Below are 15,341 nucleotides of genomic sequence, written 5' to 3'. Positions count from 1 at the left end.
CCTACACCTTCCGCCCGTCAACCGGGCTCGGACCCCGAGCCGCCCTCGGTGGGCGGCGGTGGGGTCGGGTTCAAGAGGCTGGTGGCGGCCTGCTGCGTCTTGTCCGCGGCATTCATGGCCTCCTCCAACTCCTCGAGCGCGGCCTCGGAAGCCGCCACGCTCTTCTCCATCCGTTTCTGGAACTCTGGATCCGCCAGCGCCTCCACCGTACCACTGGCCGGGGGGGCCGCCGGGCGCTCCTTTTCCACAATCTCCTGGTGCTCCTGCGTCAGCTCGTGGAATTCACGCAGCGTGGGCAGGGCGGACAGGTCCTTGAGGGCGAAGAATTCGAGGAACTCGCGCGTCGTCCCATAGAGCATGGGCCGGCCCACCTCCTCCTTCTTGCCGAGGATCTTGATCAGCTTGCGATCGAGCAGGGCCTTGATGACCGCGCCGCAGTCCACGCCGCGGATGTCCTCCACCTCCGGGCGGGTGACGGGCTGGCGGTAGGCGATGATGGCGAGCGTCTCCACGGCGGCGCGCGTGAGGCGCTGGGGTTTGACGCGCAGGTAGCGCCGCACGTACTCGGCCGAGTGGGGATCCGTGCGGAACTGCCAGCCGCCGGCCACCTCGTAGAGCACGATGCCGCTGATGCCGTCGCGGTGGATGCCGGAGAGCTGGTTGAGCGCCTCCTGGATCTTCTCCCGGTCGATGCCCGTGGCCTCGTAGAGCTGGTTGAGATCCAGGGGCTTGTCCGCCACGAAGAGCACGCTCTCCACCACGGTGCGGATGCGCTCGGAGGACAGGCCGCGGCTCTTGACCAGCAGCTTCTCGAAGGAGGACTGGAGGTCGGGCGCCTCGTCGGCCTCGATGGTGGCGACGTCGGCGTCCTCCAGGTCGTCCACGTCGCCGGGGCCGGTGACGGCGGCGATCTCCTCCTCGGTGAAGGGGCTCGGCCCTCCCGAGCCACGTGCTGGCTTGCCCCCGGCGTCCCCGGGGCCCTCGTTACCGGTAGTCACTCTCGTCCATCTCCGTGGGGAGCAGGTTCTTCAGTGCGTCCCCGTTGGGCCGCAGGAGGATGGCCGCGAGCGGCTCCTCCTGGCTCACCTTGAGCAACCGCCGCTTCACCATCTCCAGGATGGCCAGGAAGGTGATGACCACGGCCTGGCGCGTGCGCTGCTCCTCGAACAGGCTGTCGAACGTGCAGGATTCCTGCCCCGCGAGCTTCTCCGCGATGCGACGCATGGCGTCCGACAGGCTCACCTTCTCGCGCACCACCTCGTGCTGGAGCTTGGGCGCCAGCCGCTCCATCACCCGGTCCAACGCCTCGATGAGCTTGAGGACGCTGAACTCCTGCAGGCCCACCTCCTCTTCGGGGATGGGCACGGCCTCCACGGGCACGCGGCGCGGGAAGATGTCCCGATCGAGGATGTCCTGGCGGGCGAGCTGCTCGGCGGCATCCTTGTACTTCTGGTACTCCAGCAGCCGGCGCACCAGCTCCTCGCGCGGGTCGCCCGCCTCCTCCTGCTGCAGCTCGGCCACCGCGTCCACCGCCTGCTCGGCCACGTCCTGGCGCGGCAGCAGCATGCGGCTCTTGAGGTGGGCGAGCGTGGCGGCCATCACCAGGAACTCCCCGGCGATGTCCAGGTTGATCTCCCGCATGCGCTCCAGGTACTCGAGGTACTTCTCGGTGATGAGCGCGAGCGGGATGTCGAAGATGTCGAGCCGGTGCTCCTTGATGAGGTGGAGCAACAGGTCGAGCGGACCCTCGAAATTGGGCAAGGCGATGCGGAAGGCGTCACCCGGCGTACGGGGGACGTCCGCGTCGAGCAGCTCCTCGGAGGGAGGATCGCTGGGACCGCCGCCTGTGCTCACCCGAGGTCCTTCACGGGATCAGGGAATACCCACGGCGCGACGCACCCGCTGCAACAACCGGGTGGCTTCGGCGCGGGCCCGTTCGGCGCCATCCTGGAGGATGCGCTCGAGTTCGGCCGGATCGTTCTGCAGCTCCGTGTAGCGCTGGCGGGCCGGCCCGAACGTGTCGAGGAAGGCCGCGAGGAGCAGCTTCTTGTAGTCGCCATACCCCTTGCCGCCCGCGCGCCAGGAGGCATCCGCCTCGGCGAAGCGGTCCGCGGGCAGCATCAGCTTGAGCAGATCGTAGAGGGGGGCGTCCTCGGTGGGCTTGGGGGCCTCCACGGGGGTGGAGTCCGTCTTGATGCCCATGATGCGCTTCTTGAGCTCCTTCTCGTCGCCGAAGAGATCAATGGTGTTGCCGTAGGACTTGGACATCTTCTGTCCGTCCACGCCCGGCACCGTGGCGGTGTCCTCCTGCACACGCGCCGCGGGCAGCTTGAGCAGGCCGGGGGCGTGCCCCTTCTCCTTGCCGTCCGGGTCCTGCGGATCGTAGCCCGGCACGTAGGTGAGGTTGAACTTCACCGCCCAGTCGCGCGCGAACTCGATGTGCTGGATCTGATCCTTGCCCACCGGCACGAAGTCCGGGCTGTAGAGCAGGATGTCGGCGGCCATGAGCACCGGGTAGGCGAACAGGCCGAAGTCGGCGCTGATGCCCTTGGCCAGCTTGTCCTTGTAACTGGTGGCACGTTCCAGGTTGGCCACGGGCACCACGGTGCCCAGCAGCCAGTACAGCTCCAACACCTCGCGCACGTCGCTCTGGCGGAAGAGCACCGCCTTCTTCGGATCCAACCCGAGCGACAGGTAGGCCATGGCGGCCTCGCGCGTGTAGGTCTCCGCCTGGCGGGGATCCCGGAGCGTGGTGAGCGAGTGGTAGTTGGCGATGAAGAAGTAGGCCTCGCCCTGCTCCTGCAATTGCACGAACTGCCGGATGGCGCCGTAGTAGTTGCCGATGTGCAACCGACCCGAGGACTGCACGCCCGAAAGAATCCGCATGACTCCCACGCCTATAATCGAAAGGGGTGACAGCCCTGGTTCGCACACCCTTGGCCCCCCTGCAACTTTCCTGCGGGTACGGGCAACCCACCCCCCCAGCCTGCTCCCTACCCAGGCGGGGGGGAGGAGGGTCCGTCCTCGTGTTGACATCAAAAGGTGTGTGAAATCAACGGGTTGAGGAGAACGCCGGGTTCCGCTACCCTGACACTCTCGTCTCTCGCGAAGAAGGAAGTCCACGGCATGGAGCGCTTCAAGGGCAACCTGGCCAGCTATGGGCTGTCGCTGTTGATGCCCGCGTTCGTCGACGCCTCGGGGCTCGAGGGGACGCTGAAGGTGGAGCGGGGGGCGGTGCGGCGACAGTTCTTCATCCGGGACGGGCACCTGGTGGGCGAGAGCTCGACGGAGCCTCGGGAGCACCTGGGACAGGTGCTGGCGCGCATGCGCATCCTGGACGCGTCGCGGGCGGCCCAGGCCTTCGAGGCGGCGGAGACGGCGCGCGTGCCCTTTGGCACCTTCGTGGTGGAGCGGGGGCTGGTGGAGCGCGCGCGGTTGCTCGAGGCGATGGAGCACAAGGCGCGCGAGGCGCTGTTCGACTCCTACGGGTGGCAGTCCGGGGAGGTGGAGTTCGTGCCGGGGCTGCCGGCGCCGGGCCGGGTGGTGGAGCTGCCGCGGATGGCGCTGAGGGAGCTGCACCGGGACGCGATGACGCGGCAGCGCGAGTGGAAGGTGTTCTGGACGCTCTTCGCGGGACCGGGGACGACGTTCGGGGTGTGCCGGGAGTTCGCGCTGGAGGCGGCGTCGACGGCGGAGGAGCACCTGCTGCGCATGGCCGAGCAGGGCGTGACGCTGGGGGCGCTGCTGGCGGCGAGCCCCGAGGGGCCGGTGCACGGAGCGCGCTGGGTGCTGCGGCTGTACCGGCGGGGCGCGCTGTTGCCGCGCCAGACGCAGGAGCCGAGACAGGACGAGGCCGCGGCGCTGGCGGCGCTGCTGGAGCAGGCGCGCCGGCGGGTGGAGGCGGGCCAGTACGAGGAGGCGGTGGCGGTAGCGGCCCAGGCACTGGAGCGGGCGCCGATTCCCGAGGCGCACGCGCTGTACCGGGAAGCGGAGGTGCGGCTGATGGTGGCGCTGGCGGACGAGGTGCTGGCGCTGGATGGGCGGCTGCTCTTCGAGCCCCTGCCCCGCCCTACTCCGCCCTCGCTGACGGCGGACGATTTGTATCTGTATTCGAAGCTGCGGGGCAGCCGGAGCGTGCGCGAGGTGCTGCGCAACACGGCCATGGGCGAGCTGGCGGCGTACCGGGCGCTGCGGCGGCTCATGGCCGCGGACGTCGTGCGGCTGCGGCCCGAGCAGGAGGACACAGCGGCCCGCGGACGCACGAAGACGGATCCGTATGGGGTTCCGATCGTCGTGGTGGGCTGAGCGTCTCAGTCAAGGAAACGGCGCCACCAGCGCCGAGCCTCCTCCTCGGTGAGGACGAGCTTCGTGTACCGGGGATCCCTCTCGGAATCCCAGCACTGATCGAGGAACAGCGGCTCGAGCCAGGGCTCCAGCACCCGAGCGAGTTCGCGGTAGGCGGGAAGGCTCGTCCCGGTGGCCAGGTCCCCCGCCTCCGGCCTCTCTCCGAGGGAGACCAAGACGCGCTGCTCGTCTAGCTCCACCAGCGTTGTCTCGGCGGAGTCCAGCCGGGATTTCAAGGCGATTGCGCCTCCGAGTTGAGTGAGCGTGGGAGGTCCGAGGAAGTTGAGCCAGTGAACTCCATCCACGTGATGGCCCATCCACCGCTCGTGGCGCCATGCCGCTCGCAGATCGATGCCTGGATAGCGCAGGACCTGAGCGCGAAAGGCATTGTCCGCGGGTCGAAGGCACCAGTCGAGCTCAAGGGCCAATCCTACGTGGCCAGAAGCGAATGACAGCATGGAGGCCATATCGAGGGCCAGCTGGCGCACGCGACCAGGGCCATGCTCTTCGAGGAACTCGATGGGAAGTGTAGCCGTGAGCACGCTCGCCATCGTTCGCTCTGGAGCGGGCCGCCAGGGGATGCGTGCCCGGTACTCGAGCTGGTAGCCATTCTGGCTGTCCTCTCCCCCGGTGAAGCGAAGCCTTCGCTCATAGCCCCGCTTCTGGATTTCTCTCCGCTCCCAGGGTTCGTAATCAGCAGGGAATGAGCGGCGCTTCGTCGTCTCCAGGAGACGTCGAACCCAACTCCACTGCTCCTCTTCTAGGCGCATGCCCTCGTCATGCGAGAAGTAGACGTAATTGATGCTTTGGGGACCCTGACCAACCCCGTGAATGTAGCTGTCGATGGCGTGGCTCACCCCGAGAGAGAGTTCAGGATGATCGTGTGGCATGTAGAAGACGATGCGCACGACTTCACGTGCTAGCAGTTGCCGCCGCTGGCGCGGAGGCGCTTCCTCATGGAGCATCCATGGGCCCGGGGGAATGCCACGAAGGCGAAGTCGGGGGTACTGGCCTGTCATAAATCAATGCCCCATTGCCAGAGTCCGCCGGGCGTAATGAGCGCCACAGGACATCTTTTTGTCAGGCGCTGGTATCCCTTCAACTGCTCTTTCACACCAGAAGAGGTGTTGGGACTGAGCCTGCGGCTTTCGTGACAGGGAAACTTGAATTCGTAGACGCATTGTATGTCGGTACGGCTCGCCTCTATGGAAGCGTGAGCCAGGTTGAAGAGAGAACAGCAGGCACCTCCTCATGCGATGTTCAGGATACTTCGGGGTTATACCGCTGAGCGTCTTCGGGCGCGAGACAGGTGCTCCTCGTCGCTCTCAGCGAAGCGCCGCGCCAGTTCGGCCTGACCCTCCGCGCCATGCTCCAACACGTACGCCAGTTCCGCGGGCAGCAGCGCCTTGACGGTGACGAGACTCACCTCTCCGTACGGCGTGGAGAATCGCTTCGGCAGCGTGCGCGACTCCACGCCCAGCAACACGGCCACCCTCCCCTGCTTGTTGATGAATGACTTGGGCATTCCCTTTCCAGATACCTCCATGGAGAAGAGGCCCTCCTTCACCCCCTCGCGCACATGCTCGTGATGGGCGACTTCATTCGCCACACGATCCAGTAACAGCAGAGGCCAGCCCTTCGAGATGTCCTTCACGGCCGCATCCACCTCCAGGGCGAGTTCCAGGCCAAAGCCCACGGAGGGCTCCAGGCGCTCGATGAACGGATCCGAGAGGCCATGAGTCACGAGCAAGGTGCGTCCTGCCTCGCGACGGATGACGCACCAGAGCTGCCGCTGCCCCGGCCACGAGTCACTCATGGCGATAGGCATGATGACTTCCTCATCCAGCGAGCCCAGGGTGCGCCAGGTGGCCTCTCGGGAGGTTTCCGCCGACTCGAGAAGCTCGCGGGATTTCTGGTTCCTCGCGCGCTCATCCGCACCAAGACTGCTTGGACCGGTGACCTCTGCGAACTTAGGCCCCGTGGCCCCCATGTCTATGAGGGCATTCTTGATGGCCTCGGACACGATGATGGCTATCCAACCCCAGGTGAGAAGCACTTGAGCCTCGCCCACCTTGGTAGGATCGATGCGCAGTCCGATGACAGAGCGGTACTCTCCCTCGTTTTCAGGTTGCCCATGCTCCGGCTTCCAGTAGCGCACCTCATCGGAGGCCTCGTCGTCAATACACTTCACGACTCGCGTGATGTTGAGGAGGAAATAGGGATCGGCTTGGCCGTCCACCTGCACCGGAATGAGTTGCACGTCACCAGGAGCCAATCTGGCAAAGACATCTGCCACTCGGGCATGAACCACTGGAATGGACGCCCCCGCCAGCATGGAGAAGTCCAGCGCCATGCCAGGGACATAAAGAGGAACCCGAATCCGTCCTTCGAGATGGACGGGCATGCCCCGCCTGAACATCCAGGTTCCGATCGTCTGGCCCTGTTGATTCACGGGGTCATCCAGTTCCCACCGACCAGGGATATGAACATCGTCCAGAAGCCTGAAATATTGTCCTGCCATGTTGGTATTCCCAAACGAGGTTTTCATTCGGTCAGCAGCCTGTTGAGTCGACTTCCAGTCTTGGCGATCTCCGCGGCCAGCTCCCTCAGCGCTTTCCTCAATGCACTCGCGCATTCCTGTTGAGTGACGCAGGTTTTTGACGCCTGCTCCAACTTGTCGAAGACGGCTTGATGGTACGCTTCGGGATGTGGCCCCCTATGACTGGGGAGTTGGACCTTGTTGGCCGGGTCCTCCATCGACATGCCCGCCTTGTCGAAGAAACTCTTGAACCGTTGTGTCCAAGGCCCTCCGCGCAAGGTGGACACCTCGTTCTCGACCGTGGCGATGTGGTGCACTTGCGGCTTCTTCTTCGGTGGGTCGGAGGATGCGGGAGGGAGCCGTGCGGCCATGCTCAAGACATTCGCGGGCAGGACGACACTGAACGTGCCCTCCGACACGGCGACCTTCACTCTGTCCGCTTCCTGAACCGCCGTGAGCACGTCACGGATGCCGGCCTGGGACTTGAGCGAACCCTCGGCCTTCGCGAAACCCGGCAGCTTCGGCGCCTTGGACACGAGCGCCGCCGTCTCCCCTACCGCCGCCGTGCCCAACAAGAGGAGGATGCGCATGCTGTTGGGTCCAATGACCTTGCCGAAGCGCTTCCCCGCCTCGTGCAGCTCCGCGAAGGTGCTGGCCTCGGCCGCCTCTTCCCATAACTGGAAGTAGGCCCGTAGCAGGTCGAACAACTCCCAGCCCAGGTACCCCCACAGCAAAACGGTCAGTGCGGCGGCCACGCCCTTGGAAACGGGCTCGGGTGCCGCGACCAGCGCCATGTAGCCAGTGAGGGTGAGGCTCAGCGTCGTCCACAGCTGCGTCGTGGAGAACATGGAGCGCAGTTCCGCGTCCCGCGCCTCCAGCGCTGTATTCACGGAGAGCGCCAGGGCGATGTCGCGCTTGTCCTCACCGTCCAGCCCTGGCCCGTCCTTGAACAACTCCAGGCAGTCTCCCGGAGTGCATTGCCGCTCGCAGAAGCGCCCGTAGGACTTTGCCAGAGGTGTGCGCCATGCCTCTCCCGTGACCGAGGCCAGCGCCAGCTTCCGGTGGAGGTAGAGCGGAAAATGGGAGCCCGCCACCCGCAGCGGCATGTTCAGCACCAGGGTGGACATGGCTTCGTTGAGTTCGAAGTCGCTCACCTGCACGGCCCCGAACCGGGTGGGCAACGTGAGGTGCACCCACTCGTCCGCGGCCTCACTCCTCGCCACTGCCTCGGCCCTCACTCCAGCCATCGGCGCGGCACAGGCGGCATGGAGGAAAAGGACGAGGAGGACCCAAACCCCCAACCAGGGACGCCGCTGCGCGTCCGCCGGACACGAACCCTCAAGACGTGTGAACACAGCGCACCTCCTCAGTCAATGAACCACTGCCTGGCACCGCACGAGACCGGACTCAGAACCCCGGAGGCCGCTCGCCCGCGACGCCCGAGGCCCGCTCCAGCGCGATCCCCACCCGCCCCAACGTCCCCTCGTCGAAGAGCCGTCCAATCAACGTGACCCCATGCGGCACGCGGCGCTTGGGCGAGAACGTGGGCAGTGGCCGTAAGGGATTGGGCGCCCAGTCGCTCCGCGCCCGCTCCACCTCGACGAAGCCCGTGCGCAACGTCAGCGAGGGATGGCCCGTGAAGTTCGACACGGTGAGCATCTCCTCGCGCAACGAGGGCACGAGCAGCAGATCCACCTCCCCCATGATGCGCGCCATCTCCCGCGCCACCTTGTGCCGCAGCCGGTCCGCCTGCACGAAGTCCACCGCCGACAGGAAGCGCGACTGCCGGAAGAGGTTCGGCCACGCGTCGGGCACCTGCATGGCCAGCGCGTCCACGCCGTGCTCCAACGTGAGTTCCTCGAACGCCGCCGCCGCCTCGGCGAAGAGGATGACGTTGAGCGAGGAATACGGCCAGTCGGGCAGCTTCACCTCCACGGGCGTCAGCCCCAGCGTCTTGAGCGTCTCGAGCGCCGCCCGATCCACGTCCGTCGCCGGGCTCTGCTCCATCCACGCGGGGAGATACCCCACGCGCAAGCCCTTCACCCCCGCGGTGGCATCGAAGTCCAGCCGCGAGGGCACGCTCGCCCCATCCCCCGCGTCGGGGCCGGAGAGCGCCGAGAGCACCAGCAGCGTGTCCTCCACCCCCCGCGCCATTGGCCCCAGCTTGTCGAGTGTCCAGCTCAACGTCATCGCCCCGGTGCGCGGCACGCGCCCATACGTGGGCCGCAGCCCCGCCACCCCGCAGCGCATCGACGGCGCGACGATGCTGCCTCCCGTCTCGCTCCCCAGCGAGAAGCCCACGCACGCCGCCGCCGTCGCCGACCCGGGGCCCGCGCTGCTGCCCGACGAGCCCTCCTCCAACACCCAGGGGTTCTTCGTCTCGCCCCCGAACCAGATGTCATTGAGCGCCAACGCCCCCAGGCTCAGTTTCGCCACGAGCACCGCCCCCGCCCGGTGCAGCCTGTCCACCACGGTCGCGTCGGTGGTGGGAATCCGATCGCGGAAGGGCTCGGCGCCGTAGGTCGTCGCGATGCCCGCCGTGTCGACGAGATCCTTCGCCCCCCAGGGAATGCCGTGCAGGGGACCGCGATACCGGCCCGCGGCGATCTCCTTGTCCGCGCGCCGCGCCTGCTCGAGCGCCAGCTCCGGCGTGAGCGTGATGACGCACTGGAGCTTCGGATCGAAGCGCCGCAAGCGCTCCAGGTAGATGTTGGTGAGCCGCTCGGACGTCAGCGCGCGCGACTCCACCCACCGCGAGAGCTGGGACACGGGCGCGAAGGCGATGTCCTCGTCCTTCTGGGGCAGCGGCGCCCCCGGGGCCTTGCTCCGGACGAAGCGGTTGCGCGAGGGCACGGTCTTCACCCCCGGCAGCGACGGATCCCACCGCGTCGCGGGGGCCAGCGACGGCTCCAGTTCCACCCGGCGAGGCCCCGTGCGCCGCTCGAGCAACGGCGCCATCATCTCGCGCCAGTTGCCCGCCGCCTGCGCGCGCTCGGCCGGCGTCAGGGTGACGCGCATCAACTTGCTGGCCTCCTCGAAGGTGGCCGCGTTCACCTCCGGTCCCACGGACGGGGCGGTGCCGAACGCGGGCGGAGAGCCCGCCGGAGCCGGGGCGCCCGTTCCCGCGTCGGGAGGCGCCGCCTCCGCCCGGCCCGCCACCACCGCTCCCGCCACGCCCAGCACACTCCGGGTCAAGAACCACCTGCGTGATGAATCCGACATGGGAAACCCTTCCTGGGCGGGTGACGCCACCCCCGGCCCTGGAATAAAGCGCATTCCTCCCCTCCTCAGGAGTCCGAAGCATGTCCCTCGCCGCCGTCTCGCGCCTGTCCCCTGTCCTCGTGCTCGCCCTGGGCCTGAGCCTCTCCGCTTGTGGTGGCATCCCCGAGAGCGCCTGCCTCGTGGGCTCGGAGCAGTACCGCACGGAGCTGTTCTTCGGCATGGATCGGGCAAACGACGTGCCCGTCACCGACGCCGAGTTCAACGCCTTCGTCGACACCGTGGTCACCCCCCGCTTCAAGGACGGGCTGACCGTGTACGACGCCGATGGCCAGTACCTCATGGACAACGGCAACCTCGTCCACGAGAACAGCAAGATCCTCGTGCTGCTCCACGATGGCAGCGCCGCGCGCTCGGCGGACATCAACGCCATCCGCGAGGAGTACAAGCAGCGCTTCCACCAGGAGTCCGTGCTGCGCATCGACTCGCCCTCGTGCGTCGCCTTCGACTGAGCGGCGGGCCCCCGCGCTGACCTCCCAATGGAGGAACACGGGTTCGAATCCCGTCGGGGACACTTCAATCGGGGCCAGAATCAATGCCAGGCCATGCTGCCATGTCCGGCGAATCACCCGTCCCCACCCCCGGCGGCCTGCCCACCCTGCACTTCCCCCCCGAGCTCCCCATCTCGAGCCGGGTGGAGGACATCACCGCGGCCATCACCGCCCATCAGGTCGTCATCGTCGCGGGGGCCACCGGCTCGGGGAAGACGACGCAGCTGCCGAAAGTCCTGCTCGCCATGGGGCGCGGCCGCCCGCGCCAGATTGGCGTCAACCCAGCCCCGGCGTATCGCCGCGACGAGCGTGGCGGCGCGCGTGGCACGCGAGCTCGGCACGGAGCTGGGCACGCTGGTGTCGTGCATCGGCCTCGGAGGCGCGCACATTTTTTCCGGGGGCTTGGCGCGCCTCACTGCTCAAGCGACGAGGGCGGTGGCGTGGTGTTGAGCCCCATGCCGTCGCGCTGCCCCACAAGCCCACTCCCCTGCTACCTCCCTTCCAGCAGCAGGGGCCGCTTGGGCCGGCGTGTGCCTCCAGGAGGCTGTTCGCTCTGCGCACCGCCCTGGCTCACAGCCCGGGGGCTCCCGTCCGCGGCCCTCCTCGGCCCCTCGCCTCCTTCCCTCTCCCTCTACACGGCCCCCATCCCTCCTAGCGCTTGCGGTAGCGCTCGTTCTCTTCGGTGAGGGCGTCGTTCTTCTGTGTTCGGACCGCATGATGGGGCGCACCAACGGCTCGGCGTACTTGTCCCCGGCCTGCGCGCCCGACGAGGCCACCAGGACAAGAAGCAGGAAAGACCGGATGGGTAGGCCAGGTCACATAGTCCGGCCAACTTCCCAGGAGGGGTAGAGGGCATCCACTCCCTGGGGAGGTCGCCTAGAGGACGAGGCGCACAGTCCTGCGACGACGGCCGTCGTCCAGCAGCGCCTCGCGGCTCTCCTATAGAAGGAAGACCGAGAAGGCAGGTGCAGTGCAGTAGACTAGAAACTCAAGGCCCCCTTGAAGCTGTCAGACTCCGGGGTCACGATGTTAAATCCATTTTTACTTGGATTTCGCATCTGGGGGGACTCTATGAGACTAGTCGGATTAGTGGGTCTACTGCTGGCGGCGGGGTGTGCGACCACCCGCGTCGTCCATATCGACGTTGAGAACGGTCAGCGAGTCACCTACGAGTCGGTCGATGTCGAGCCTGTCGAGGTGACTGAGGACGAGTTCAAGGCGGCCCTCGCGCAGCTCGTCCTCGACATGCGGCTGGACGTGGCGTTCCGCGAGTTGGACGAGGCGGACCAGCGCGGGTGGGTGCGGTCCAGGACTCTCCTCGCGTCCTCGAAGGGCCTCGCTGATTCGGGCTCGGGGACTTCGCCTGAGTCGTTGTACGCGCGCATCTGCCCCGACGCGGACGACTGCCTGACCCTGGTAGGTGGAACGGGGTTGCCGTTCGGGCGGAAGGACCGGACGCTCATGGCCTTGTCCTTCGCGCTTGATACCGTCTGGGAGAGCGTCGAGGTGGAGGTCGGCAAGATGCTGAACCCGGTAGCGCTCAAAGCGATGTTGACCTCGGCCGCGCTGACCGTGCTGCTCACGATGACCCTGCCCGAACCCGTCACCAAGGTTATCGCGGTCGCGTTGACGGCGGCCATGGTGGCCTACCTCGGTGTGATTCCGGTCTGGGAGATGGGCCGAGGGTTCGTTCGGCTGTGGGAAGACTCAGAGAAGGCGACGAGCATCGTCGAGTTGCAGGACATCGGGCACCGGTTCGGGCGCGTGTTGGGAACGAACGGCACGCGCGTCCTGGTGCTGCTCGTCACTGCGGCCCTTGGCGGAAAGAGCGCGATGGCGGCCCAAGGCCCCAAGCTCCCCGGCTTCTCCCAGGCCGCCATCCGCGCGCAGGCCGAGGGCGGCTTTCAGCTCACGGCGGCGTTGAATGGTGGGGTGGGCTCAATCTCGTTGCCTGCCGCTGGCGTGCTCAACGTGGCGCTGGCTCCGGGGGCGGCTGCGGCTCTTGCGATGTACGGAGAGGGGCGGTATCCGGGCGACGCCGTGGGCCCTGTTCACCACATCTGCACGAACAAGAACCCCATTTCCGATGTGACCGGTGGTCCTTGGACACCGAGATGCGAGGACGTATTCAAGAAGGCAGGGATGAGCCTCGAAGATGTTGCAAACAAAGTGCGGCTCGATGGGCACGAAGGACCACATCCAGAGCAATACCACGAGAGGGTGGTGCTTCGTCTGGAGCGAGCGGTGTCTCGCTGTCGGTCCACGGAGACGTGTCGGTCCAGTTTGACGACTGAACTAGCCAAGATTGCCAATGAGCTTCTGACGCAGGGATCCGAGTTGCGCAGTCTAATTGTGAAGTAGGAGAGGCAGCATGGGGCGTCACTTCTATTGGGTAGGAATAGCTAACGTGCCTCAATGGGTGGTTAAAACGCCAGGACCAGCGACCGGGGGCACCTTCGACGAGCCTTGGATGTTCGCAGACGGTCGCATTCTTCCAGACCTCGGGCCTATGAAGGCCGAGGTTGCGCACCAAGGCGAGAGGCGCGCGTTCGTACTTTCTGGGATAGAGCAAGCCCCCATCGTCAATGAGGCGGTCGCAAACGTCTTCAGGGCCTTTGCATCTAGTGATGTGCAGTTGATCCCGATGATTATCGCCGGGGAGCCCGAACAGTACATCGTTGTCAATGCGACCAAGGTGATTGATGCCATAGACGAGGCACGGTGCCGGGAGGTTCACCACTATGACGAGGACGACCCCTCCCCTGACTATGAAGGGGAGTACCGCTGGATCTACGGCCTGCGAATCGACCCCTCGAAGACCGAGGGCGCGCATGTCTTTCGGCTGAAGAAGTTCAAGATCGCGTTCGTCGTTTCAGAGGACATCAAGAACGCACTCGAAGGGGTAGGGAACCTTGGAGTGTCGTTCGAGCGTGTGACGGACCCCAGTGGAGGAAAGAATGACCAGCGCGCGTGAATGGCCCCAGAGAAGGTGTCAGACGATTTGTACGAGCTCGTGGGCTCCCGTCTGCGGCCTTCCTCTGCCTCTCTGCGCCCACCCTCTGCCCTCGACAGTGCTCCCATTCCTCTCATGCGCCACGTCGTCCGCGTCCGCTGACTGGCCCTCGCGGCGACTCCATGGCCTGATGGCTTCCGGAAGGGAGCTCCAGGGACATGTCGGCGAAGCAGGACGCAGTGCGGGTCTGGGGACGTGAAACTTCCGCGCGCGAGGTGTGGCCGCGCGTGGAGGCGGTGGCGACGCCCGAGTGGCGGGAGAAGCTGGCCTCGTGGTGGAAGGGCATCACCGAGCAGGGCGTCCTCTTCCACGAGGGAGGTGTAGAGGCCGACTCGCTCGTCGTCGGTCCCCGGCCGCTCGTCGTCTCCGGCAGCGTCCGGGTGAAGGGGTTGCTCTCGGACGGCCATGCGGCCGACCACACCCTCCTGGTGGTGCTGGGAGACCTGGAGGTGGAGAACGTCGCCACGTTCTCCGCCATCTTCATCGCGGGCAACGCCCGGATTCGGGGACTCCTCTTCGGCGACTCGCTTGGGGACGACGTCTTCTGTGTCGGCGGCGGGCTGACGGCACGCACCCTCGTCGAGGAGCACCACCACGTCCACGTCTATGGTGCGCTCGACGTGGACGTGCTCGTGGGCAGCAAGCTCACCGCGACGGGACGGCCTCGAAAGACGCTGGAGCCGCACGAGGCGCTCCTACCGGGCGCCTTCACCGTGGAGGACGAAGACGAGGACGGCGTCATCGACTCGACGCTGGACCGGAAGGGGTTGCTCGCGAAGCTGCGCGCGGGGAAGCCCGTGCTGGCGGACGCCCGGCTCGACCCCGTGGAGAAGGCCATCGCCGCCGTGAAGGAGAAGGCGGCGCGGGGCGAGAAGGCCACGCGGCTCGGGCTCGCGCAGAAGAAGCTGAAGGCCATCCCCGAGGAGGTCTTCTCCCTCACCGGGCTGGAGAGCCTCACGCTGGACACGAACGACATCGCGGAAATCTCCCCGCGCATCGGCGAGCTTCAAGCGCTGAAGAGCCTCAGCCTGGAGAGCCTGCCGCTGAAGACGCTGCCCGTGGAGCTCTGCCGGCTCCCCACGCTCAAGAAGCTGAGCCTGCGGTACTGCAACAACCTCTCCCGGCTCCCGGACGCGTTCGGAGAGCTGGAGTCCCTGGAGGAGCTGTACCTCGACGCCATGGCGCTGGAGGGTTTCCCCGAGGTGCTGACCCGACTGCCTCGGCTGAAGAAGCTCTGGTGGTGGCGCTTCTACAAGATGACGCCGGGGCGGGTTCAGGTGCTGGTGGACGGGCTCGGGCGGCTGCCGAAGCTGACGCATGCCGGGTTCTTCCAGGGAGAACTGTCCGCGCTGCCGGGGGGCCTCGCGCCGCTCGCCCGGCTGAAGCAGTTCAAACTGGGGCTGGACCGCATCCCCGAGGCGGAGGTGAAGCGATTGGAGGCGGCGCTACCTCCCGGCCGCCTGCACGTGGGGTACTGAGCGTCTAAGAAGGATGGGAGGCCTGTGGAGGGAGTGGGCTGGTGCAGAGAGGTCGAGGAGGGCCGCGGACGGGGGCCGGCCGAGTGGTGCGCCAAGCCGGTGGCGAGGCCGCGCAGTCCCCTTGGGGTACAAAGTCGAACGTCCTCCTGAACGCCGGGCGCGCAGGTGCCCACACGATTCGTCAGGGGCGGAGCGTG

At 66.7% G+C, this 15,341-nt stretch carries 12 protein-coding genes; 5 read left to right on the top strand and 7 right to left on the bottom strand.

Translation table 11 applies throughout. The features are described from left to right. Positions 1–17: 17 nt before the first annotated feature. The 3 genes from scpB to trpS are packed head-to-tail and all read right to left on the bottom strand — an operon-like array spanning position 18 to position 2,886. Positions 18–998 (bottom strand): SMC-Scp complex subunit ScpB, encoded by a 981-nt coding sequence (gene scpB / locus CYFUS_RS24405; RefSeq protein ID WP_095987413.1) that lies wholly within the window; start codon positions 996–998, stop codon positions 18–20. Then, the gene (locus CYFUS_RS24400; protein WP_095987412.1) at positions 985–1,854 is read right to left on the bottom strand and encodes a segregation and condensation protein A; all 870 of its coding nucleotides are present in this window, start codon (positions 1,852–1,854) and stop codon (positions 985–987) included. Before CYFUS_RS24400 ends, scpB begins: the two co-directional genes overlap by 14 nt. A gap of 18 nt (positions 1,855–1,872) precedes the next feature. Continuing rightward, entirely contained in the window at positions 1,873–2,886 is a 1,014-nt protein-coding gene (trpS, locus tag CYFUS_RS24395; RefSeq protein WP_095987411.1) for a tryptophan--tRNA ligase, read from the bottom strand. Positions 2,887–3,126: 240 nt separating this feature from the next. Between trpS and CYFUS_RS24390 the strand changes: the two genes are divergently transcribed. Further along, positions 3,127–4,305, top strand: a complete 1,179-nt coding sequence (locus CYFUS_RS24390) for a DUF4388 domain-containing protein (protein WP_095987410.1) — start codon at positions 3,127–3,129, stop codon at positions 4,303–4,305. A 5-nt stretch (positions 4,306–4,310) separates the two neighbouring features. Here CYFUS_RS24390 and CYFUS_RS24385 read toward each other — a convergent pair whose 3' ends face one another. The 4 genes from CYFUS_RS24385 to CYFUS_RS24370 all read right to left on the bottom strand — a co-directional run bounded on the left by CYFUS_RS24385 (position 4,311) and on the right by CYFUS_RS24370 (position 10,105). Further along, positions 4,311–5,252: a type VI immunity family protein gene (locus tag CYFUS_RS24385; RefSeq protein ID WP_232537745.1), complete on the bottom strand. Its 942-nt coding sequence runs from the start codon at positions 5,250–5,252 to the stop codon at positions 4,311–4,313. Positions 5,253–5,620: 368 nt separating this feature from the next. Next, positions 5,621–6,865, bottom strand: coding sequence for an imm11 family protein (locus tag CYFUS_RS24380; protein ID WP_095992197.1), 1,245 nt, complete (start codon positions 6,863–6,865; stop codon positions 5,621–5,623). A gap of 23 nt (positions 6,866–6,888) precedes the next feature. Further along, complete coding sequence (locus CYFUS_RS24375; RefSeq protein ID WP_157758624.1) at positions 6,889–8,106, bottom strand: AHH domain-containing protein; 1,218 nt, start codon at positions 8,104–8,106, stop codon at positions 6,889–6,891. 184 nt (positions 8,107–8,290) lie between these two features. Beyond that, complete coding sequence (locus CYFUS_RS24370; RefSeq protein ID WP_095987408.1) at positions 8,291–10,105, bottom strand: amidase; 1,815 nt, start codon at positions 10,103–10,105, stop codon at positions 8,291–8,293. An 80-nt stretch (positions 10,106–10,185) separates the two neighbouring features. On the opposite strand from CYFUS_RS24370, the gene CYFUS_RS24365 reads away from it, so the two are divergent. The 4 genes from CYFUS_RS24365 (at position 10,186) to CYFUS_RS24345 (ending at position 15,144) form a co-directional block, all read left to right on the top strand. After that, a complete protein-coding gene (locus CYFUS_RS24365; RefSeq protein ID WP_095987407.1) occupies positions 10,186–10,614 on the top strand; it encodes a DUF3574 domain-containing protein in 429 nt (142 codons plus the stop codon). Positions 10,615–11,724: 1,110 nt separating this feature from the next. Further along, on the top strand, positions 11,725–13,014 hold the full coding sequence (locus tag CYFUS_RS24355) for an AHH domain-containing protein (protein WP_095987406.1): 1,290 nt from the start codon (positions 11,725–11,727) through the stop codon (positions 13,012–13,014). Positions 13,015–13,024: 10 nt separating this feature from the next. Continuing rightward, on the top strand, positions 13,025–13,627 hold the full coding sequence (locus CYFUS_RS24350) for an imm11 family protein (RefSeq protein ID WP_198316743.1): 603 nt from the start codon (positions 13,025–13,027) through the stop codon (positions 13,625–13,627). Positions 13,628–13,824: 197 nt separating this feature from the next. Next, positions 13,825–15,144, top strand: a complete 1,320-nt coding sequence (locus CYFUS_RS24345; RefSeq protein WP_095987405.1) for a leucine-rich repeat domain-containing protein — start codon at positions 13,825–13,827, stop codon at positions 15,142–15,144. Positions 15,145–15,341: the final 197 nt, after the last annotated feature.

Origin of the sequence: Cystobacter fuscus, assembly GCF_002305875.1 — a bacterium.
GTDB lineage: Bacteria > Myxococcota > Myxococcia > Myxococcales > Myxococcaceae > Cystobacter > Cystobacter fuscus_A.
Note: the sequence above shows the minus strand (reverse complement) of the source record. Positions and strands in the feature narration are given on the sequence as shown.